This window comes from Streptomyces diversicolor, assembly GCF_057537855.1.
In genome coordinates, this window is sequence record NZ_BAAJXA010000049.1 from 1 (window position 1) to 20,184 (window position 20,184).

A 20,184-nucleotide genomic window follows, 5' to 3' on the forward strand; every position below is an offset into this window, starting at 1 on the left:
AGCGTGTGGGTCGTCCCCGCGCCCGCGGGGGTAGCTCGGGCAGCGATGTCGGCCTTCTCCTGGGGGGTCTGTCGTCCCCGCGCCCGCGGGGGTAGCTCCTGCTATGCCGAAACCTTCGCCGAGCGCTGGCGGTCGTCCCCGCGCCCGCGGGGGTAGCTCGACATGATCACCTGACAACACCGCAGGTCATGAGTCGTCCCCGCGCCCGCGGGGGCAGCTCGCCTTCTTCGTCCGCTCCCGTTTCTTGGCAGCAGTCGTCCCCGCGCCCGCGGGGGTAGCTCCCGCCCACCAGCACCACGCAGGGTCGGTGTGGGGTCGTCCCCGCGCCCGCGGGGGTAGCTCGGTGACCTGAAGGCTCTTGGTGCTCTTGGTCATGTCGTCCCCGCGCCCGCGGGGGTAGCTCCCTGGAGTTCGGCGCCACCAACGTCGAGATCCAGTCGTCCCCGCGCCCGCGGGGGTAGCTCCCCCGTTCCACCGCCGTACACGCTGCTGTACCCGTCGTCCCCGCGCCCGCGGGGGTAGCTCCACGGCGATGATGCGGGTCATGAGGCGGTACAGGTCATCCCCGCGCCCGCGGGGGTAGCTCGCACCTCTACGCCGACCTGAGCCACGCCGCCGCCGTCGTCCCCGCGCCCGCGGGGGTAGCTCGACCAGGAAGGACGTGCGCCCGTGAGCCGCCAAGTCGTCCCCGCGCCCGCGGGGGTAGCTCCCGGGTCGTCCACGGTCCACAGTTCGTCCGGGTGTCGTCCCCGCGGCCGCGGGGGTAGCTCCGCGAACGCGATGGAGGTGATCACCACGGTCATGTCGTCCCCGCGCCCGCGGGGGTAGCTCTTCCTTGCTCGGGTCCTTGTCCTTCACGTAGGAGTCGTCCCCGCGCCCGCGGGGGTAGTTCCCGGTTCGAGCCTCCATGAGGGCTGTCCGAAAAGTCGTCCCCGCGCCCGCGGGGTAGCTCCGAGGCGACGCACGCCATCACGTTCTTCCCCCGGTCGTCCCCGCGCCCGCGGGGGTAGCTCGATCGAGGAAGAGAGCAAGGACGTCGACGCAGCGTCGTCCCCGCGCCCGCGGGGGTAGCTCTTTGTCGGACGTCGGCTTACGGTTGTCGTCCCAGTCGTCCCAGTCGTCCCAGTCGTCCCCGCGCCCGCGGGGGTAGCTCCAGGCCCCCGGGGGAACCGCCGGCCGCGCTGACGTCGTCCCCGCGCCCGCGGGGGTAGCTCTTTGGCGGTCCGGGTCCGAGAGGCGCATCCCAGGTCGTCCCCGCGCCCGCGGGGGTAGCTCCCGGGACCGGCTCGCCGCAGGCTTCCCCGCCTAGTCGTCCCCGCGCCCGCGGGGGTAGCTCGCACCACCTCACGATGGCCGGATGGCAGGACACGCTGTTTTCCGACGACGCCGTCGAGCTGATCCACCTCACCAGCTGCGGACTGCCCCGCTCGGTCGACAACATCGGCTGGCAGTCGTGCATCGCCGCCTTCACCGAGGAGAAAGGCATCGTCGACGAGTCCTCCACCCGCATCGCCATCACTGAGACTACGCGGGCGAGTGACCAGCAAGCCGGGCAGGAGTGCATCAGGCGGCCGTGCCTACCAGTTCACATATCTGGCGACGTTGTAGTTCGCGATCCGCCCTGCCAACTGCCGCGGACTGACCCCATGCGCGTTGGTCCGATCCGGGTCGGCGCCCGCTTCTCGCAGTACATCGGGCACGGCTGGATCACCGCGGTAATGGAACACCGCCCGCTACAGCGGCGTGTTCCCCTGCGTGTCCACGGTATCCGCGACGGCACGGCCAGCCAGCAACTCGACGGCAATATCGGCCCGTTGAGCCTGCGCGGCGTAGTGCAGCGGAGTGCACCCAGCAGAGTCACCAGCACATACGTCCGCCCCGGCATCGATCGCGGCACGAACAGCGGCCAAATCACCCGACGCCGCGACATAGTGCGGTGCTGACCGGTCCAGCTGGTCCACCCCACCACTCTCGCGCTCGCTCATGACCACATGATCTCCGACCCATCTGGGACCCTTCCCCGAGAGGTTCCCAGGCGACACCGTGAGCACGAACCCGACACCACGTTCACGACGCCCCCCGGCGAGCTCGATTGACAGGTCTGGAGCATGGCTCGGGCATACCTGATGGCCGGGGGTTCGGTGCGTCTTTCAGGGTGCCTCTTGTCGGTGATTTTCGCGATGATGCCGTGACTTACAGAGGACAGCTGATAGTTGGGCTGGTATGACACGATTTCGGATGGCGGCTGTGGTGGTGTCGGTGGCGGTCCTTGCTGGTTTGGTTCCGTCTGCTGCGGGGGCCTCGGCGCTGACCGTGGTGAGGGAGCATGGTTCGGTGGTTACGCCGTGTGATGTCCGGTGGGAGGCGACGCAGCGGGTGGCGGTGCGCCGTCCCGGGCCTCATGACGGGCCCGTGGCTACGCTGCGGTCTCCGGTTCATCACTATCTGAGCAAGGGTGAGGTCGTGCGTTCGTGTGTGGTGGCTGTCGCGCGGACTCAGAGTGGTCCGGCCTATCGGGCGTGCGGGGCGGACGGGAGCCTGTGGCGGGTGGTGCCTGGTGGGCAGGTGCCGCAGGCTTGTCTGCGCCGGCTGTGACGTGTGCTGTGTGTCTGCGTGTTGGGGGCGGTCGGCCGGTCGGGTTCGGTGTGAGGAGTCTTTGCGCCGGCGGTGGATGGTGTACGGGGTCGGGTGGGGATCCCACGGTGTCCTGTCCGGTCATGGTGGTGGTCTTGGATGATCGAGGTGCTGGGTGGTCTGTTCCGGTCCGGGCCAACGAGTCCCCTGTCCCGTGCTTTCGGGGACAGGGGACTCGTTCGTCGTGCACGAACGGGGTGTTCGACCTTGGCTGGGGCTTCCTGAAGGCCAGCGACCCAAGCGACTGAAGCGACCGAGCACGGGACAAGCGCCCGTTCTTCCTGCTGGCCCATAGGAACTCACCGCCCGGCTTCTCTCCGTGCCCGTGGCCGTCCTGGGGGGCTGTGCCGGGATGCCGCCTCGCCTGCAGGCGCTTTTTCGTCTGGCTTTGGTTGGAGCCAAGCCAACTCATCGTCGGGGGTGCAGTCGGCCGCTCGCTGTGCGGTAGGGGTAGGTGCTTTCGTGTTGCATGGTGCTGGTGGGGGCGGAAGCCTGATAGCCGTGGGGCCTTCGCGGTCGGCATTGTTCGTGTGGATCAGGCGGGGTTCGGCAGAGCGCGCCCCCCCTTTTTTTGTCGCAGTATGTCAGCTGCGGTTTGTTGCGTCTGGGTGCGCGGGGGTTCGTGTCTGTGTCACCGTGCCGGGCTCTGCTCGGGTGTGAGGGCGGTGCGGATGAGTGTGTGTGCGTAGCGTTCCAGTGGCATGTTTGCGGCAGCGGCCATGGCCTTGAGGGCTTGGTGTTCGCTTGGGTCCAGGAGGACGAGTATTCCGCGTGCTGGGCCGATGCCGAGGAGTTGGGGTGTGTAGGGGTGGTTCAGGTGTTCGGTGAGGAGTTCAGCGAGGAGGTCTGGGACGGGTGGGCGTGGTTTCTCGCCGTGGCGGATCCATCGGCTGACCCGGGAGCGGTCCACGGCGACGTGGTGGTGGCCTTGTTGCAGGGCTCGGTTGTTGATGCGGCGGGCTGTTTCGTTGTTGTTCCATCCCGCTTCGGCGAGGGCGAGCGCGAGTGGGTAGTTCGGGGCTTTCATGGTGTGTGGTGTTGCGAACGGGTTCGCAGCACTGCTGGTCGTGGACGGTTTACGGGGCGGGGCGGGAGCGTTGTGGTGTGCCTTCCAACGCGAAGGCGCCCATTGCCAGTTGAGGCGGCAGGCGCCGCCTTGGAGGGAGTTGTTTCATGGCAGAGACCGCCATCCCGAGGATCAGTCCGGACGTGTCGACTGCTTGTCCTGTCGATCTGTCCCGTGTGCATTTCGTCGGTGTTGCAGGCATGGGCATGCTGCCGCTTGCGCGGGTGTGCGCCGAACGCGGGTTCACTGTGTCGGGGAGTGATGTCCGGCCGGCTGAGGGGCTGAAGGAGTTGGCCCGGCTCGGGGCCGAGGTCCGTATCGGACACGTACCTGCCCATGTGCCGGGGGATGCGACCGCCGTCGTGTTCACCTACGCCGTCCCGGAGAACAACCCGGAGATCATCGAGGCACGGCGGCGTGGTATTCCCGTGGTACACCGCTCTGCCGCGCTCAACGCGCTGATGGGCAGCCACCGCACGCCGATTGCGGTGATGGGCACGCACGGCAAGTCGAGTGTCGCAGGAATGCTGGCGTTCGTGCTCAGGCGCATGGGCGAGGACCCGACGCATGTCGTGGGGGCCGACCTCGACGTGCCGGGCAGCGGTGGGCGTCTGGGCCATGGGGCCTTCTTCGTCGCCGAGGTCGACGAGTCGGATCGCTCGCACATCGGCACGCGCATGCGGGTGGCGGTGATCACGAACATCGGACACGACCACCCGGAGCACTACGCGGATGTGTCCGACCACGTCGACGCCTACGAGCAGTGCATCCGCGGCGGCCTGCACGAGGGGGGCACCCTGGTGCTCAACGTCGACTCTCCCGGCTGCCGCGAGTTGGGCTCGCGCCTCGCTACGGCTGGGGACGGCCCGCGGGTGGTGACGTTCGGTACGTCGGCCTCGGCGGACTGGCGGCTGACGGAGACGGCCACCGCGAACGGGCGCAGCACGGCGGTGCTGCGCGGGCCGCGTAACGAGGCGTTCTCCCTGACAGTGCGGGTACCGGGGGTACATCAGCTCCTGAACGCGGCGGCCGCGATCGCTGCGATCGGTGCCGTGGGCCGGGACTGCGGTCTCGCGGTCGAGCAGCTGGCCGTCTTCGACGGTGTGGTGCGGCGCATGACCCCGGCCGGGGTGGTGGACGAGGTGCGGGTCTTCGACTCCTACGCCCACCACCCCGAGGAGGTGCGCGCCGACCTGGAGGCCGCGCGGTCGCTCGTCGGTCCGGGCTTCCGGCTGATCACGGTGTTCCAGCCGTCCGACCAGGCCCGTCTCCACGCGTTCGGCGCCGCCTTCGGTCAGGCGCTGGCCGCCTGTGACCAGGTGGTGCTGACCGACAGCACGCACGGGTTGAAGTCGTCCGTGCTGGAATCGCTGTCGGCCCAGGTGGCCGGCGCGGGCGGGCGCGTCACACATGTGCTGCCGGACCGTGCCGAGGCCGTGGTCCAGGTGGCCGAGGTCGCGCGGCCGGGTGACGTGGTCGTGCTGATGGGCTGCGGTGACATTGTGGAGTCTGGGCCCACGTTGCAGGCCGCGCTCGGCGAGCAGGTCGCCCGGTCGGCCTAGGCGCCGGTGGTGGGGTTTGGCTGCAGGAGTGCTGCGGCAAGTTCCTGCAGCTGGACCCCTCGGCTTGCTTTGACCAGGACGACGTCGCCGGCCTGGAGTGTGTCGTGGAGCAGGGCCAGGGCGGCATCCTGATCGGGCAGGTGGTCGGCCTTCCCGCCGGCGCTGCTCAGGCCCTCCTGCATCCATCGGGCTTCGTCTCCTCCTACCAGGATGATCCGGTCCAGGCCCAGTTCGGCGGCGTAGCGTCCCAGTTCCGTGTGGGCGGTGCGTGTGTCGTTGCCGAGTTCGTTCATCCGGCCGAGTACGGCGACGGACCGCTGGCCGCGGCCGCGGGTCATGGACACGAGTGCGTTGAGGGAATGACGCATCGAGTGGGGGTTTGCGTTGTAGGCGTCGTTGACGATCGTGACGCCGTCGGCGCGGAGGGTGGTCTCCATCCGCCAGCGTGAGCGGGGAAGCGCGTCCGACAGGCGAGCGGCACTCTCCTCGGCGCTGAGCCCGGCTTCACGTGCGACGGCCGCGGCGGCCAGGCTGTTGTGGACCTGGACCTCCCCGACGAACTGAAGCCGGACGTGCGCGCTGCCCTCGGGAGTGATGAGCCGGTATGAGGGGCGTCCGTGGTCGTCGATCGTGACGTCCACGGCCCGGATGACGGCCTTCTCACCGCGTCCGTAGGTGACGACGCGCCCGCGGGTGCGCTGCCGCATCTGGGGCATGAAGTTGTCGTCGGCGTTGAGGACGGCGAGACCGTTCGGCTCAAGCGCCTCGACGATTTCGCCTTTGGCCTGGGCGATGTTCTCCCGGCCGCCGAACTCACCGACGTGCGCGGTGCCGACGTTGGTGACGACGCTGATGTCCGGTGCGGCGATCTGGGTGAGGCCCCGGATGTCACCGATGTGGCGTGCCCCCATCTCCAGCACGAGGTGATCCGTGCTCCGGTCGGCCAGGGTGACGGTCAGCGGGAGACCGATCTCGTTGTTGAAGGACTGCGGTGTGGCGACCACGTTGCCCGGGAGCACCTGCGCGGTGAAGTCCTTCGTGCTGGTCTTGCCGGCTGACCCGGTGATGGCCGTGACGGTGACGGCGCCCAGCCCGTCGTGGAGCAGGAAACGCGCGAGCCGTCCGGCCGCCGTCAGGACGTCGTCCACGACGATCGCGGGAACACCGACGGGCCGGGTGACCAGCGCCGCGACAGCGCCGTTTTCGGCGGCGCCCGCCGCGTAGGCGTGACCGTCGCTGGCGACCCCTTTGAGCGCGAGGAACAGCGCCCCGGGGACGGCGTCGCGGGAGTCGAACACGGCGGGCTGCGTGACCCGGACGTCGGGATCGGGGACATCGGCGAGACGGCCGCCGGTCACGGCGGCGATCGTGGTCAAGGAAACTGGATGCACGTGATTCTCCCTGGTCAGACGGGTTGTTCGGGACACTACCGGGTCGTGGACAGCTCTAGGCGGGGACGCGTCAGTGCAGCACGGGGGCGGCATGCGCCGGGACCTCCGTTCGGGTCATGGCACCATCGAGCTGAGTTCGGTAAGCGGTCCAGTCGACGTTCCCGCCGGATGCGACGACACCGACCGGCCCCGCAGAAAGACGGTCGCCGGCCTGGAGCAGGCCGGCAAAGGCGACGGCCCCGGACGGTTCGACAACGAGACGGAAATAGCGGAACAGGTACGCCATCGCCGCGGATATCGCCTCCTCGGGGACGGTGAGGACGCCGGCGAGCAGACGCTGATTGACCTCGAAGGGAATGCGGGCGGGTGCACAGTGGCCCAGCCCGTCGGCGATGGTGACCGGCGGCGGGATGGTAATGCGGGCGCCCGCACGCAACGAGCGGTCCGTGTCATCGGCGGCGGCCGGTTCCACACCGAAGACCCGCAGGCCCGGGTTATGACCGGTGGCCGCAACCGCGGTTCCGGCCGCAAGCCCGCCACCGCCGACCGGCACGAGGAGCGTCGTCAGGTCCGGGACCTCCTGGAGCATCTCCCAGCCGACCGTGCCCGCTCCGGCGACGACCTGCACGTGGTCCGCCGACGGCACGACCGCCAGCCGGTGCCGGCGGGCGAGCCGCTCGACCACCTCGTCACGGCAGCCAGAACGCCGGTCGTAGGTAACGACGCGGGCACCGATGCCTTCGACAGCCCGGCGTTTCGCGACGGGCAGGTCCCCGGGGACAACCACCAGGGCCCGCGTATTGAAGCGCTGCGCCGCCCACGCGAGCGCGGTGGCGTGATTGCCGGAGGAGGCGCCGATGACGCCCCGGCCGCGGTCCCGCGCATCAAGCACGGCCAGCGCGTTGTACGCACCGCGGAGCTTGAAACTCCCCGTGAGCTGCATGTTTTCAGCCTTCACCCACACCGGACGGCCGAGCTGCGCGTTGAGGGCGGCCGACGTCAGCAGGGGAGTGCGTAAGGCCACCCCGCGAAGCCTCTCGACGGCGCCGAGGACATGCTGAATCGTGACTGTCACCGCAGCCACCTCACATCCGGCCACGGCGGTCGGTGTCCGCACCACGCAGGATATGCGTCAGCAGCAGCTCGTAGGAGATCCCGTCGGCCTGCGCCATCCGCGCCAGATTCCCGCCCTTCGACAGGCCGGGCAGGGTGTTGACCTCCAGCCACCAGCACCGGCCGTCGTCACCGACGACAAAGTCGTGCCGCGAGTACGAAGAGCAGCCCAGAACCCGGTGAGCGGTCACCGCCTGCTCCTGCAAGTCCTTCAGCGTCTGGCCGCTGACACGGGCCGGACAGTGGTAGTCACACTCGGCGTTGCCGCGCTTGGCCGCATAGGAGTAGATCCCGTTCGGCGTCCGGGCCTCCAGGCAGGGCAACACGTGCAGCGCACCGCACTGGTCCTCCAGGATCCCGACACTCACCGCGCGGCCCGGGCGGAACGCCTCGGCCATCAGCTCCCCATCGGCGACGCCCACGAGCGCCGCGGCAAGACTCTCCAGCGTGGTGGCCACGTGAAGCCCGATCGACCCGCCCTCACTGACCGGTTTGACGATCACCGGAAGGTCCAGCAGCCCGCTGACGCGTGCGGCCTCGTCCCCGACGGGGGCTGTCGGGTCAATACGGGTTCCCTGGGGCACCCGTACGCCATCAGCCGACACCAAAGTTTTGGCATGCAGTTTGTTCATGCCGATGGCGGAAGCCAGCACCCCGGACCCCGTGTACGGGACACCAAGAGTCTCCAGCATGCCCTGAAGGCGGCCATCCTCTCCGCCCCGGCCGGCGATGGCGAGGAACGCCTTCTCAGCGTCGCCCAGACCATCGAGCAGATTCTCACGGGAAGCGGCGAGGTCGATAACGCGCGCTTTGACTCCCATCTCATCCAAGGCCGCGGCCACGGTCGGGCCGGACAGGCAGGAACGGTCCCGCTCCCGGGACCAACCGCCGGTGATCACCGCAACCGGCGAACTGAGTTCGGAGGGGGCAAGAGGGGCGATACGCATAAACGTCTCCGTCTCATCACGTGGGCTGTCGGGCCCCCTGCCGCCAAGACGGGGGAAGCCCGGCGGCAGGGGGCAGACTCCCGCGCCGGGATGCGCTGAGCCGTCGGAACATGCGGCTGACCAGCATCGGGAGTAGCTCCTGCCTGATAGCCGGGCCTTGGACATCCGGGCCACCAGGCAGGCGTTCAAACGGTTCGGGCCGATCCGGGGAAATAGGGCCCTGGATGCGACCACCGCAGGCCCGGTTCGTCTAGCGCGTCTCGGCGGGCTGCAGTCTCATGACACCTTCCTGTACAAATCGGCGAAGCGTCGGGCCTCTTCCTCCTGCAGGCGAGCCATGGGCGCGATGCCAGGTGCAGGCCGCGCGGCGTGCAGGACAGCAACGCCGGTCAGCCAAAAGACACTGAAGAGAAGCAGCTTCGTCATGGAGGGCTCGTTTCGGTATAGGGGCCTGCGGCCGGGGCCGGAACCTTGCCGGCCGCAGGGGCTGGGCCGTGCTCGTCGGCGTCCTGGGGCGTCACCTGCCGACGAGCACGGGGTCTCAAGGGGGCGATGCCGAGCCGGGCCGCGAGCGCAACGGGTGGAGCCTGGAGCCGGCCCGGGGCAGAGCTGCGCCGGGGCCTCGCGAAACGGCCCGGTGGGGACAAGCCGGTCACTCGCCGATGGCCGGAGCCAGTTCGACCCTGATCGCATAGAGGGAATACGGCACAGGCGCCGTTCCGGTCCAGCGCCCGGAACCGCGTGCGGACACCGCGTTGCATACGCCAGGCGGCCTCCGCGGCGTGCAACTCGGCCATCAGAGCATCCAAGGCAAGCACACGATGCTCAGCTCCGCCTTCTGACCTACCGCTGGGTCCTCCGGACCAGCAGGCAGCACCGACGCATGACGCACAACTGATCGCGGTGGTCTGGCCGTCACGATCCATGACCGCCTGGACTCGGCCCCTGCACGGAGGGAGTGGGGACGGGGTTGTCAGGGGCGTCCAGCCATATTTTGCAGCCGGGTCCTCCGCGGGTTGTGAGACCAAATCGGTCGAACGAGGGCTTGTCCTGGGCTTCCCACCACGAGTAGGCGGCCTCCAGCTCGTCCCATAGTTTTCGCGGCCCGGCCTGAGCGATCTGGAACGTGGTCCGGGTCTCCAGATAGTCGGCAGTGGCCCAGCTCGTGACGCCCGTGTCGAAGAGCCACATTCGGTAGGCCCCCTCTGCGCCGTTGGTGATGCGCAGGAAGAGGTCTGGGACCTGGACACCGATCGCGAACATGACGATCCAGTCGCCAACGTCGTCCGGTGACAGGCCCGTGGTCGACAGTTCCGCCTCGGCCGGCCAGGTCTGCGGGTCGACCAAGCGTTCGGTAGCTGGCAAGCGTCTACGTTGCTGACGCAACCGCATAAAAGCGGAGGAGCCGACGAAGCGGCCTTCCGCGCGGCCGGTTTGGTCGATCGTGAGTCGTACGACGCCTTCGCCACCATAGGTGGGGCCCCATGGGGCCACGATGATCGCGCCGGGGCGGGCCTGACCGATCCACTGGGACGGGATCATCTGGACGGAGGCCGTCGCGATAATCCGGTCGTAGGGGGATCCCTTGCCGTAGCCGATCGTGCCATCGCCGACGACCACGCGGGGAGCGTAACCGGCGGCGTTGAGGCGGGCGCGTGCATCGGCGGCAAGCGCCTTGTCCACCTCGACGGTCACCACATTCTCGTCGCCCACACGGTGGGACAGCAACGCCGCGTTCCACCCGGTGCCGGTGCCGATCTCCAGGACACGATGCCCGGAGCGCACGTCGAGGGCATCGAGCATCGAGAAGACCATGGTCGGCATGGAACTCGACGAGGAAGCGATGCGCCCCCTCTTGAGGCCCGTATAAGCCCCGTCGTCCCACTGCGTCGTGATGGGCGCGTCACGGTAGACCGCATCCCACCACAGATCCGGCGTCTCCGCACGCAGGACCCGGTCATCCTGGCGGTTCTGCCCAGCATGGCCGGGCCAGATGACGTCCGGGACGAACCGGTCACGGGGTACAGCCTGGAACGCTTCCAGCCAGTCCGACGTCAGCACTTTCTTCGCCATGAGTTCGGCTGCCAACCGCTCCGGGCCTGACGCCTGTGCGATCTGACTCATCGTCCGTCCGCCGGTCCCTGTCCGTCGTTGGTGTTGCCGCCCTCGTCGGAGCCGCCTCCGCCGTGCTTGTTGCCGGAGTCGCTGTCGTCCTGGGGGTTACCGCCACCTGTGGCTTCCACAATCCACCGAGCACGCACGCTGGTCCTCCTCTGGTCTTGAACTGCTAACCGTCCGGTCGTAAGGCCCCATCGAACCCGCTCCAGCCCATTCGGGGGACGCTGAGCCTGAGCGGGCGCTTTGCCGCGGTCCCGTGACGGGCGCGCGCCGAGCGCGGCCCGCCTGAGCCGGTCCAGCCCACGCTCGGGGCCGGTGCGTGGAATCTGTTCCACTTCCATCAAGAGGCGGGCATCGTCGAACATGCGGTACAACTCCCGCTGGCTGACGTGCCGGCCCCAGAGGCCTTCAACCGCAGACACGAGGGACCACCACCGGCCCGCGAGCGTCGGGCCCGGCGGGTGAAGGATCCGCTCAAGATTGCGCTGTCTGTTCTGCTCAGCCTCGGACAACGAGGGCCGAGGTTTGCGGCGCGGCCAGAGCTTCGGGGTTCGCATCAGTTGTCCCTTGATGTGCCGTTCGTCAATCGGGCGCTCTCCGAGGTCAGAAGCCGTCCCAACCGTTCGCGGTGCGCGTTCCGGAGCCTGACGGCAGCCGCCAGATAGCCCCTCGCCGCGTGGCGTGCGAGCGTGCTCGACCCATGCGAGGGTTTCGGCGTCTGGTCGGTAGCCGGGATCGTCGACGGGTCCGGCGTAATCCTGTGCAACAGGGGCCAGTTGTGTGGTCATTCTCGGGCGGGTCACGGCGTCTCCTGCGCCTGCTGGCTCTCGCTCGTGGCGCCGCCGCTGATCAGGAAGGTCACCCACACGTCCTTGCCTCCCTTGACCGGGGAGGCGCCGAAGTCGTCGGCGAGGGCTTTGACGAGATGCAGACCCCGGCCGCCCTCGGTGTCAAGCTGCTGGTTGGAGAGTGTAGGCAACGTCGGTTCGAAGTCGCGCACGCAGATGTTCAATGCTCCGGGGACGCGTGTGACCGTCAGCCGCGCATTCTTCCTCTCGGTACGCGCGTCGGGCGCTACGTGGCGCAGGACGTTGGTCAGCAGCTCCGAGACTGCGAGCCTGGCATCATCGTTCAGGGCGGCCAAGCCCCACAGTTTCAGGTGGGCGTGCACGATGGACCGGATGAGGGGCACGGCCTCGGTGGTGACGTCGAGGTCTATCTCCAGGTGGCCCGGCTTGCTGTGCGTCGTCGCACGCACGCCGGTTGCTGGCGGGGTAGGCAATTCCAAGAGGTCGGCCATCACAGATCCACTTCGGTCTGGCGGAATCCCCACCAACGAGGTTCGATTGCGGTGTGTACTGGTGGGGAACCGGTCGGCAACCATTTAGCCAGGCCGCGAGACCCGCGTGCAGATCCGGATGCGGAGACTTGTGAAATCCGCATCACGACCCAGGGGGCGCAGATGCCGCAGCCCGAGAAAGAACTCACCCCGGATGCCTCACCACAGGAGTGGTTCGGTGCCGAACTGCGTTACTGGCGTAAGCGCCAACCAGGCTTGCGTGCAGCCCAGTTAGGGCCGATGGTCCAGGTCAGCCCTGCCGTGATCTCCAAGATTGAGAAGGGCACATACCGGTGCCGGCGGGACCTCGCCGAGCGCCTGGACGCCGTCCTCGAAACGGGCGGAGTCCTCACCCGGGCGTGGGGGATGGTATTCGGTGATGCGGATAAAAGCCGGTCTGATGCGGATAGTGGCCGTCGTGTACCGGTGGAGGGCAGCATTCAGGTCTACGGAGGCCGCATGCTGGGCGGAGAGACCTCAGCCCCGCTACCGGAGAGCCTTCCGCCAGTGGACCGACGCGCCTTTCTCGCTGCCACCAGCCTTGCCGCCATCGCCCCGATAGACCTCGCCCGACTCGTGGCCCCAACCGCACCGCCCGAACTCCCGAACCGAATTCGCCCCGCGGACCTCGACCAACTGCGCCTCATCGCCGACAGCGTCCACCGCTGGGACAACGCCCAAGGAGGCGGCGGCCTGGTCGGTGACTTCGCGAGCCGTTCGATGGAATGGGCCGTACGGCTGCTCTCCGTCGACTGCCCCGAGTCCCTCCGCCTCGAACTCCTCGGCCACGTCGCGCGGCTGGGCATCGTGGTCGGCGCGACACACTTCGACGCCTACGCCCACGACGAGGCCCGGGTCGCCTTCAAGGTCGCTTCCGAATGCGCGGAGGAGGCTGGCGACTGGTGGCTTCGAGCCAAGACGTTCTCCTTCCTCTCCCGACAGGCAACCTGGCTCGGCGATCCGGACGAGGGCCTGACATACGCGGAGAAAGGCCTTGTCCGCGCCGACCGGCTCACGCCGACCATTCAGGCCATGTTGCACAGCGCCCGCGCCAGGGCCTTCGGCAAGCTGCACGACGTACAGGGCACGTTGGCCGCAGTCGGCGCGGCCGACGATGCATTTGCCCACTCGAACCCGACCGAGGACCCGGCCTGGATGCACTACTACGACGACGCCCAGCACCACGGCGACACGGCCCATGCGCTCTTCGACTTGTCCATCCACGCCAACCAGGATCCAGGGCGGGCCGCGCAACGCTTCGCAACGGCGGTCGCCGGGCACGGCGACGACTACGCACGTTCGCGCGGCATTTCCCGAACGAAGCTGGCGTCGCTGGTCATGGCCAAGGGCGACCCAATGCAGGCGATCGCGATCGGGCACCAGGCGCTCGACGACGTCGGACGGCTCACCTCACAAAGGGCGGCCGACGACCTACGGGAGCTCCGCCGATTCGCCGGGCAGCACCGCACACTGGAGGAGGCGGCGCACCTGCGCCGGCGGATCACCGCTGCCTTGCAGGCATGACGATCTCGGCCGTCCCTGACCGCGCCGCACTGGTCGAGGCCTGCGTCCAGGCAGGCTTCGACCCAGCAGGCGCTGAGCCCCTTCGGATCGCCGAGAACGAGATATGGCGCCTCCCCGGGGAGGTGATCGTCCGTATCGTGCGCGCCGGCCAGTGGAAAGCGGCCGTGCGTGAGGTCCTCGTGGCCCGCTGGCTGGCCGACAACGCAGTGCCCGCCATCCGCGCGCTGCCGGTCGAGCAGCCAGTCGAGGCCGCGGGCCGCCCGGTAACGTTCTGGGCTGAACTCCCGCCGCACGGCATCGGCAGCGTTCGGGATGTCGTCACCCTTCTGAAACAGCTTCACCCTTTGCCGCTTCCGGACCTGCCACTCGACCGGCTGGACCCGTTTGTACGGGTCGCCGAGCGGATCGAAGCCGCCGCCTCACTGACAGAGGACGATCGCCGGTGGCTCCACGATCGGCACGCCGACCTCCGCGAACAATGGGAGCACCGGCCTGCTGGCCTACCCGACTGTGTCGTGCACGGTGACGCGTGGGTCGGTAACGTCGCCCGCACTGCCATCGGCCCGATCCTCATGGACTTCGAACGGGCCTCCATCGGACCACCGGAGTGGGATCTCGTCTCCACCGCGGTCAAACTGACGACGACCGGCGGCATCACCCAAGCCGAGTATGCCGAGTTCTGCGAGGCTTACGGCACAGACGTCACCGAGTGGGACGGGTACGAACTGCTCGCCGGAGCACGCGAGTTGCGCATGACTACCTACGCAGCCCAGCACGCGGCCACACGCCCCGAGTGGCAGGCAGAGGCTCAGTACCGAGTGGACTGCCTGCGCGGCCGTGCAGAACCTCGACCCTGGCACTGGAAAGGCATCATGTAGCGCCCTGGCCAGCAGACCTCTGGCCGCAGGAGCACTGCAATTCGATGCCGTCCTCAAGGCACTTCTGGGCCGGATACCGGAGCGGGCGCAGGCGTCCGCTCTCGGCCATCGCGCAGCTGCTCTCGAAGGTCGCGTCTCTGGCCTTCACAGGTTCGGCGCCCGGTGTGACTCTGAGCGACCTGACCCACGAAGACTGGCGCATTCTTGACGCGTTCGAGGACGAGCGGTCCGACCTGTGGGAAGTACCGCTCTCGACTGGCGAGTCGGGATGGGTGTACGTCTGGCGTGGCCGCGAAGTGCAGAAGAGGGCCGGGATGCCACGGAGTTTGAGGCCCGGCACCTTGCGGCCTACGGGGCGAGGTGTGCCCGGCTCGCCTCCAGGCGAGCCGGAGAGCGAGTAGGCCAGCCCGGCAGCAGAACCCATGTGCGCCACAGTGGCTACGGGGCCTTGCGTACCGCAGTGCCTGAGCTGTTGAGGAGTTCGTTGATGAGGTGTGAAGTTTCCGTTTCCAGGGAGCAGTCCAGGTCTCGGTTGATGTGTTGGAGGCGGGTGATGGCGGTGTGGAGTCCGGAGCGGTTTCCGTGGGCGTGTTCGAGGCGCATCCAGTCTCGGTAGAGGAGTTCTGCTGTGGGGTCGGTGTCGAGGCCGGTTGTGATGGCGTGGCGTGCGGTGTTGAGGTTGTGGTGGGGGCCTGGTGGGGTGCGGTAGGTGGCTACGGTGTGGGCGGTGTCGATGATGCGTGTGATCATTTCCTGAGCGTAGGGCTCGGCCCAGGGCAGTGGCCGGCCGCCGAACGGTGTGCCCCGCACGAGGGTCAGTGCCGTCTCCAGGTCGGTCAGGCCGGACGGGCCCTGCGGCAGTGCGTGTTCGACGAGTTGGAGGAATCGGGTCCAGTCGCAGCGCACGCTGGGAGCGAGCCGGTAGGGGTCTTCGCCGGTCTTGCGGCGTGGTACGTAGAGGTTGCCGGACGGGTCGCTGCCCAGGGCGCTGCGCAGGCCCTGCACCCGTGCGTTGAGAGTGCTCGTCGACCACGGGCTGACGGGATCCATGTCGGCGCACAGCACGTCCGCTCTCCGGCCGGGCCGGAAGTACAACAAGGCGGCCAGCTGCGCCATCCGCGGGCCGTGGCCGGTGCTGTTCACGCCTGTCACCTCGACCGGCCCCAGCACCCGGATCTCCGGGGCGTGCAGATCCTGGGCTTCGCACTCTTCCTTCTCTGGTGCGGCGGGCTTCTCGGCAGCGGGCCCAAGGTTGTCCGCCTCCGTGGCCTCGGCCGTGTCGGTGGACCCCACAGCTGCCGGGGTAGCAGGAGCTGAAGGCGCCGCTGCTTCGCTGCCGGGGCCGGTTTTGTCGCCGAGCCGGGTCGATGATGCGGTGGGGGAGAGGAAACGGGGTCCGGGCGGGTCGGTGGTGGCGGCGAGCAGGGCCGGGAAGACCTCGCTGCTCACGTCCACTGCTGCAGCCTGTGTCGGGATTGGGGCATCATCGGTGGTTGCGGGCGCAGTGGACTTCTCCGGCGACGCGTGTTCGGGCTGCTTCATGGTGTCAAGTTCGTCCGGGACGTGCTGCCAGGGTCCCTCGGCTGGGTGGGACGGCTGGCCGGAGACCTTCAGCGCGGTGGTGATCTGCTGGTAGGCGGCGTGTTCGAGGCGCTGCACTGTGATGTCGGTGCCGGTGTAGTCGAGGGTCTGCGGGTCGTTGAGGGAAGCGTTGAGGATCTCTGCCTCGGGGAAATGAGCGGCCGTGGTACTCGCTGGGGCGATCAGCGTGACGGGTACTGTGCTCGCCTTGTCGAGGACGTCGGCGAATTGCCAGGCCGTGTCCTCGTCCAGCGGGGATGCGCACAGCAGCAGATACGGCTGATGCTGGGTTTCGGGCATCTGGTGCGCTTCCAGCAGCCGTTCGCTCAGATCGCGCAGCGCGTGCACGGCCTGACGCATGTGGGCGATCCGCGCGGTCGGCAGCAGCTGCGGCAGGTCCTCACCGAACCCCACGGTGACGACCTCGACGTCAGCCGCCCACGGACTCATCCCGAGTTCCAGCGCGAGCGAGGTGCACACCTCGGTGATGTGCACCGGGTTGCCGTCCAGCAGCAGCGCGGGCAACTGCGAGAGGTTGAGCAGCAGCAGATCGCCCGCCTCGGTGCTGCCGATCGTGACCAGCCCCGGATACGGTGCCGGCACATCGCGGGCGGCCTCCTCGTCCAGGAGCGCGGCCTCAGCGGGAAGGACCCACCAGCCGCCCCGCCCGGCAGCGAAGGGCGCCACGGGTTCCTGTGCGAGGTCCTCGGGTAGCACCTCTACTGCGCGGGTCCCGATCCGGGCGGCCCGCAGCGGCGGCAGGACCGCGTCGGCCTCCTGCTGCTGGGCGACGTGGTGGGCCAGGGTCCGCAGCGCCACGTCCAGGCGGGCAGCACCGCCGGGCTCGGCGGCCTCCGCCAGCTGCGCCTCCGCCGGGGAGGCCTCAGCTGCGATGGCGATCTTCTCGCCGGGCTTGCGGCGTCGGCGCTGCAGCGTCCGGCGCAGGGCGAGCGCCCCGGTGACCGCAGCGGCGAGCAACGCGCCGGCACCGAGCACGATCCGCAGATTCAGCGGGCTGCTGGCCGGAGCCGACGCCGGGGCCTCGCGCGCAGGGGAGGAGGCTGCAGGGCCGGATGATTCCGACGCCGACGGTGAGGCGGCAGAAGCTGAGGCGCTGGCGCTGGGCTCGGGCGTCGCGGACGCCGCTTCGGACGGTGAGGACTGATCCTGCCCAGGCTGCTCGGCCGGGCGACTGGACGGCGCGCTGGGTGCCGACGACTGCGGTGCAGGCACCTGGGTCTGGCTGGGTGCGGGCGCTGGAGCATCCCCCGTGCTGCCGCCCGGCGTCTGCATGTCGTCGGGCTCCTGGATGGTCGGGGGAGTGGCCTCCTGGCGGCCGGACTCCTCACCGTGGCCCTGACCTTGGCGCGGCTGATCGGTCTGGGGACCGGGCACGGTGACCTGCTGCCCCGCGTAGATGACGTCGGGGTCGGTGATCTCGGGCAGGCCGTGTGGCTGCGGCTTGCCCCGGCTGGCCTCGAACAGCTGCGGCCAGTCGTCGCCGTCGCCGAGCTCCTTCTCTGCGATCTTCGACAGGTAGTCGCCGGAGTGGACCGTGACGACGTGCCCGCCCTTCTCATCAGCCGGCGGGGCGCTGCGATCCAGCTGGGTACGGACGCCGTCCGCGGCCGTGGCGGTCTCGGGCATCTGAAGCTGCCAGCCGGGCTGCAGAAAGCTGTTCGCGCGGAAGATGGTGCCGTCGGCCATGGTCCGTCCCTCGTTCAGGTCGGCGATCTCCCGCCACCGCTCGCCGTCCCCCAACTCATGTTCGGCGATGCCCCACAAGCTCTCCGCCGGCCGCGTCCCGCGCACCGTGTACGTACGCGACGCCTGGGGACTCGCAGTGAACGCGGAGGCCGCCTGCTCGGCGCCGGCGGACGCCGGGGGTTCGGCTGTCTGGCCGGGGGTGCGGGCCGCACCGGCCACCACCGCGGCCTGAGCGTTGGAGGCCAGTGCCGAGCTGGTGGGCAGCAGCACCAGGATGCTGCCGATCAGCAGGGCCGCGGTCCGCTGTGAGGCGCCCATCCCTCGCGGGGCGTGCCAGGTGCGGCCCCGTAGCTGTGCGATCAGCTCGCGTACCGCGCAGAAGGTGAACTGCGCCCACCCGGTCCAGCCCACGGCGAGGAGCAGCAGCAGGAATACGCTGCCGGTGTCCTGCCGGTCCAGCAGGTGGGTGAGGTCGTCGTGGGTGGTGGCCCAGATGACCGGGGTGGCCCAGGCCAGCAGCAGCGGCAGTCCGGCGACCGCGGCGGCCAGGACGAGCAGGCTCATCACGGCCTTGAAGACCCGGACCCGGGCCTGGGTGCGGCCCACCGTTGCGGCGGGGGAGCGGGTGGTGCGCATCAGTTTCCTTCGGGTGCGGTGACGCCGTGCAGGAGTGTGGCTGTGCCATGGCCGGTCACCGGCAGGGAGCCGATCCCGACCACCGACAGGAACTTCGTGTCGTACGAGCTGGTGACGGTGACGGTGAGGGTCTTGCCGTCGCCGGACACGCTGACCGTGCCGGTGGCGCCCGCGGAGTGCAGGTAGGCCTGCGCCGCGGCGGCCGCGGCTTGGGGATCGACGGTGATCGCGGTGCCGTTGATGGCGTCGGCGGGGTTGATGGCCTGGCCGCCGGCCCGGGCGGCCTCGCCGGCGATGTAGTCGGCGCGTTCGGTGGCGCGCATCTTGCTGCCGCCGTCGACGGCGACGCCGATGATGCCGATCAGTGCGAACACGCACACGGCGACGAACACGGTGACGCCGCCCCGGTCGTCACCGCCGGCCTGCCGTATCCGATGCAAGATCATCAGTCACCTCGCTGTCTGTACTGGTCCACTACCGAGGTCGCCGTCGACGTGAGTGTCTTGGCTCCCGGCACGCCCGGCAGCAGCAGATCCGACAGATTGACCGTGCAGGTCACGGTCACGGTGACCGTGCCGACCTGCCCTACCGGCAGCACACTCAGGCCGCCGGTGTTGACGCGGACGGCTGTCGACGCGCACTTTATGCCCTGGTCGCCCAGGGACTCTGCGGCTGCTGACTGCGCGGCGCTTTCGGCGGTGGCCGCGGTGCGGTGAATGGATGCTTCCCGGGCCGCGTCCTCAGCCGCAGAGTCGATCTTCGCGCCGGAGGTGACGATGCGGCCGCCGGCGATCGCCAGGCACAGGAACATGATCAGCGACGGGAGGATGATGGCCGCTTCGATCGCGGCGCTGCCCTCGTCGCTGCGCAGTCTGCGTGCCCAAAGGGCCATGTCTCGCACGTGATTCACTTCCCCGGGATGGTCCAGCGCTCCACCGGGCCGGATGCCGACTGCGTGATCCGCAGGCCCGGCAGACCCGGGATCATCGACAGGGCCGTGCCGGATACCTGGACCCGCACACGCTGCCCGTCGCTGCTGGCCGTGACGCTGTAGCCGCTCAGGCTGTCGCCCGCGGTGCGTCCCAGCACGGCTCGTGCCTGGGCCGTACCGTCGGCCGGACTCGACTGGTAGGCGCGTGCTGCGGTGGCGCCTTCGCGGGCCGCGGTCAGGGCGATCTGCCGCGCGTAGTACCACATGGAGGCCTGGATGACGGCGAGTGTGGCGAGCAGTACGAACGGGAAGATGATCGCCATCTGGATGGATGTGTCACCGCGGTCGTCGCGCCATCGTCGCTTCTGCCACCAGGCCGTCAGCCGCTCGGGAGGAGCCATCACAGTCCGTTGAGCTTGCCGTTGTATTTGGCGATGACGACGGCGATGGTCCCGGCGATCAGGACGGCACCGGTGACGGCGGCCACCCAGATGATGACGGTCGTGGTGGAGATGTCGCCGCGGTCCGGCCGGCGGGCGGCCTCCTGAAGGCCTTCCTGCACGCGTGTGGTCAGCCGGAGGACCGCATTGTTGGCGCGCGCCCAGGCGCGCGCTCCCCGACAATCACGCCTCGGTCCCCTGGACTCGGTGTACGGGCCGGTGTGCGGGTGCGTGGTCGCCCGGAGCACAGCACGGCGGGTGCGGGCTGCGGTGTGCGTCATGTTCCGTACCTTTCTGGAGCGTTGAACGAGTCGGAG

Annotated in this window: 17 protein-coding genes and 2 CRISPR repeat arrays; of the genes, 3 read left to right on the forward strand and 14 right to left on the reverse strand. The window is 69.0% G+C overall.

The annotated features are described in order from the left end of the window. Positions 1-9: 9 nt before the first annotated feature. Positions 10-893: a CRISPR direct-repeat array (repeat unit 28 nt; unit sequence GTCGTCCCCGCGCCCGCGGGGGTAGCTC). Between the two features lie 92 nt (positions 894-985). Next, positions 986-1,336: a CRISPR direct-repeat array (repeat unit 28 nt; unit sequence GTCGTCCCCGCGCCCGCGGGGGTAGCTC). A gap of 397 nt (positions 1,337-1,733) precedes the next feature. Then, positions 1,734-1,985, reverse strand: a complete 252-nt coding sequence (locus AC27LF_RS38265; protein ID WP_479663798.1) for an ankyrin repeat domain-containing protein — start codon at positions 1,983-1,985, stop codon at positions 1,734-1,736. Between the two features lie 1,280 nt (positions 1,986-3,265). Then, positions 3,266-3,661, reverse strand: a complete 396-nt coding sequence (locus AC27LF_RS38270; protein ID WP_479663799.1) for a hypothetical protein — start codon at positions 3,659-3,661, stop codon at positions 3,266-3,268. Positions 3,662-3,807: 146 nt separating this feature from the next. Between AC27LF_RS38270 and murC the strand changes: the two genes are divergently transcribed. Continuing rightward, positions 3,808-5,262, forward strand: a complete 1,455-nt coding sequence (murC, locus tag AC27LF_RS38275; protein ID WP_479663800.1) for a UDP-N-acetylmuramate--L-alanine ligase — start codon at positions 3,808-3,810, stop codon at positions 5,260-5,262. Here the strand turns inward: murC and AC27LF_RS38280 are convergent. From AC27LF_RS38280 to AC27LF_RS38310, 7 genes are all read right to left on the reverse strand, one after another. Beyond that, a complete protein-coding gene (locus AC27LF_RS38280; protein ID WP_479663801.1) occupies positions 5,259-6,653 on the reverse strand; it encodes a UDP-N-acetylmuramoyl-tripeptide--D-alanyl-D-alanine ligase in 1,395 nt (464 codons plus the stop codon). The genes murC and AC27LF_RS38280 overlap by 4 nt on opposite strands. A 70-nt stretch (positions 6,654-6,723) precedes the next feature. Next, positions 6,724-7,728: a threonine ammonia-lyase gene (locus AC27LF_RS38285; RefSeq protein ID WP_487227834.1), complete on the reverse strand. Its 1,005-nt coding sequence runs from the start codon at positions 7,726-7,728 to the stop codon at positions 6,724-6,726. Positions 7,729-7,738: 10 nt separating this feature from the next. Continuing rightward, positions 7,739-8,713, reverse strand: coding sequence for a D-alanine--D-alanine ligase family protein (locus AC27LF_RS38290; RefSeq protein ID WP_479663803.1), 975 nt, complete (start codon positions 8,711-8,713; stop codon positions 7,739-7,741). Between the two features lie 276 nt (positions 8,714-8,989). Further along, positions 8,990-9,139: a hypothetical protein gene (locus tag AC27LF_RS38295; protein WP_479663804.1), complete on the reverse strand. Its 150-nt coding sequence runs from the start codon at positions 9,137-9,139 to the stop codon at positions 8,990-8,992. Between the two features lie 489 nt (positions 9,140-9,628). Continuing rightward, positions 9,629-10,837, reverse strand: coding sequence for a methyltransferase domain-containing protein (locus AC27LF_RS38300; RefSeq protein ID WP_479663805.1), 1,209 nt, complete (start codon positions 10,835-10,837; stop codon positions 9,629-9,631). Beyond that, positions 10,834-10,974, reverse strand: a complete 141-nt coding sequence (locus AC27LF_RS38305; RefSeq protein ID WP_479663806.1) for a hypothetical protein — start codon at positions 10,972-10,974, stop codon at positions 10,834-10,836. The genes AC27LF_RS38300 and AC27LF_RS38305 overlap by 4 nt, the downstream gene beginning before the upstream one ends. 656 nt (positions 10,975-11,630) lie before the next feature. After that, the gene (locus tag AC27LF_RS38310) at positions 11,631-12,131 is read right to left on the reverse strand and encodes an ATP-binding protein (protein WP_479663807.1); all 501 of its coding nucleotides are present in this window, start codon (positions 12,129-12,131) and stop codon (positions 11,631-11,633) included. A gap of 162 nt (positions 12,132-12,293) precedes the next feature. Here AC27LF_RS38310 and AC27LF_RS38315 point away from each other — a divergent pair, with 162 nt between their 5' ends. After that, positions 12,294-13,694 (forward strand): helix-turn-helix domain-containing protein, encoded by a 1,401-nt coding sequence (locus AC27LF_RS38315; protein ID WP_479663808.1) that lies wholly within the window; start codon positions 12,294-12,296, stop codon positions 13,692-13,694. Then, positions 13,691-14,572 (forward strand): phosphotransferase, encoded by an 882-nt coding sequence (locus AC27LF_RS38320; protein WP_479663809.1) that lies wholly within the window; start codon positions 13,691-13,693, stop codon positions 14,570-14,572. The genes AC27LF_RS38315 and AC27LF_RS38320 overlap by 4 nt, the downstream gene beginning before the upstream one ends. A 438-nt stretch (positions 14,573-15,010) precedes the next feature. Here AC27LF_RS38320 and AC27LF_RS38325 read toward each other — a convergent pair whose 3' ends face one another. From AC27LF_RS38325 to AC27LF_RS38345, 5 genes are read right to left on the reverse strand one after another with little or no spacing between them, the layout of a single operon-like run. Further along, positions 15,011-18,496, reverse strand: coding sequence for an AfsR/SARP family transcriptional regulator (locus tag AC27LF_RS38325; RefSeq protein ID WP_479663810.1), 3,486 nt, complete (start codon positions 18,494-18,496; stop codon positions 15,011-15,013). Continuing rightward, positions 18,496-18,942 carry a TadE/TadG family type IV pilus assembly protein gene (locus AC27LF_RS38330; protein WP_479663811.1) on the reverse strand — a complete coding sequence of 149 codons (447 nt, stop codon included), beginning with the start codon at positions 18,940-18,942 and terminating at the stop codon, positions 18,496-18,498. Before AC27LF_RS38330 ends, AC27LF_RS38325 begins: the two co-directional genes overlap by 1 nt. After that, positions 18,942-19,388 carry a TadE/TadG family type IV pilus assembly protein gene (locus AC27LF_RS38335; protein WP_479663852.1) on the reverse strand — a complete coding sequence of 149 codons (447 nt, stop codon included), beginning with the start codon at positions 19,386-19,388 and terminating at the stop codon, positions 18,942-18,944. Before AC27LF_RS38335 ends, AC27LF_RS38330 begins: the two co-directional genes overlap by 1 nt. A 14-nt stretch (positions 19,389-19,402) precedes the next feature. Continuing rightward, complete coding sequence (locus tag AC27LF_RS38340) at positions 19,403-19,828, reverse strand: TadE/TadG family type IV pilus assembly protein (protein WP_479663812.1); 426 nt, start codon at positions 19,826-19,828, stop codon at positions 19,403-19,405. Continuing rightward, entirely contained in the window at positions 19,828-20,148 is a 321-nt protein-coding gene (locus AC27LF_RS38345) for a hypothetical protein (protein WP_479663813.1), read from the reverse strand. Before AC27LF_RS38345 ends, AC27LF_RS38340 begins: the two co-directional genes overlap by 1 nt. Positions 20,149-20,184 lie beyond the last annotated feature (36 nt).

What these genes read in the sequence shown, in the direction of transcription:
- AC27LF_RS38290 (WP_479663803.1), bottom strand. Translation starts at nt 8,713, where the DNA reads ATGCGTATCGCCCCTCTTGCCCCCTCCGAACTCAGTTCGCCGGTTGCG.
- AC27LF_RS38310 (WP_479663807.1), bottom strand. Translation starts at nt 12,131, where the DNA reads ATGGCCGACCTCTTGGAATTGCCTACCCCGCCAGCAACCGGCGTGCGT.
- AC27LF_RS38335 (WP_479663852.1), bottom strand. Translation starts at nt 19,388, where the DNA reads ATGGCCCTTTGGGCACGCAGACTGCGCAGCGACGAGGGCAGCGCCGCG.
- AC27LF_RS38270 (WP_479663799.1), bottom strand. Translation starts at nt 3,661, where the DNA reads ATGAAAGCCCCGAACTACCCACTCGCGCTCGCCCTCGCCGAAGCGGGA.
- AC27LF_RS38340 (WP_479663812.1), bottom strand. Translation starts at nt 19,828, where the DNA reads ATGGCTCCTCCCGAGCGGCTGACGGCCTGGTGGCAGAAGCGACGATGG.
- AC27LF_RS38320 (WP_479663809.1), top strand. Translation starts at nt 13,691, where the DNA reads ATGACGATCTCGGCCGTCCCTGACCGCGCCGCACTGGTCGAGGCCTGC.
- AC27LF_RS38300 (WP_479663805.1), bottom strand. Translation starts at nt 10,837, where the DNA reads ATGAGTCAGATCGCACAGGCGTCAGGCCCGGAGCGGTTGGCAGCCGAA.
- murC (WP_479663800.1), top strand. Translation starts at nt 3,808, where the DNA reads ATGGCAGAGACCGCCATCCCGAGGATCAGTCCGGACGTGTCGACTGCT.
- AC27LF_RS38315 (WP_479663808.1), top strand. Translation starts at nt 12,294, where the DNA reads ATGCCGCAGCCCGAGAAAGAACTCACCCCGGATGCCTCACCACAGGAG.
- AC27LF_RS38265 (WP_479663798.1), bottom strand. Translation starts at nt 1,985, where the DNA reads ATGAGCGAGCGCGAGAGTGGTGGGGTGGACCAGCTGGACCGGTCAGCA.
- AC27LF_RS38330 (WP_479663811.1), bottom strand. Translation starts at nt 18,942, where the DNA reads ATGATCTTGCATCGGATACGGCAGGCCGGCGGTGACGACCGGGGCGGC.
- AC27LF_RS38325 (WP_479663810.1), bottom strand. Translation starts at nt 18,496, where the DNA reads ATGCGCACCACCCGCTCCCCCGCCGCAACGGTGGGCCGCACCCAGGCC.
- AC27LF_RS38295 (WP_479663804.1), bottom strand. Translation starts at nt 9,139, where the DNA reads ATGACGAAGCTGCTTCTCTTCAGTGTCTTTTGGCTGACCGGCGTTGCT.
- AC27LF_RS38345 (WP_479663813.1), bottom strand. Translation starts at nt 20,148, where the DNA reads ATGACGCACACCGCAGCCCGCACCCGCCGTGCTGTGCTCCGGGCGACC.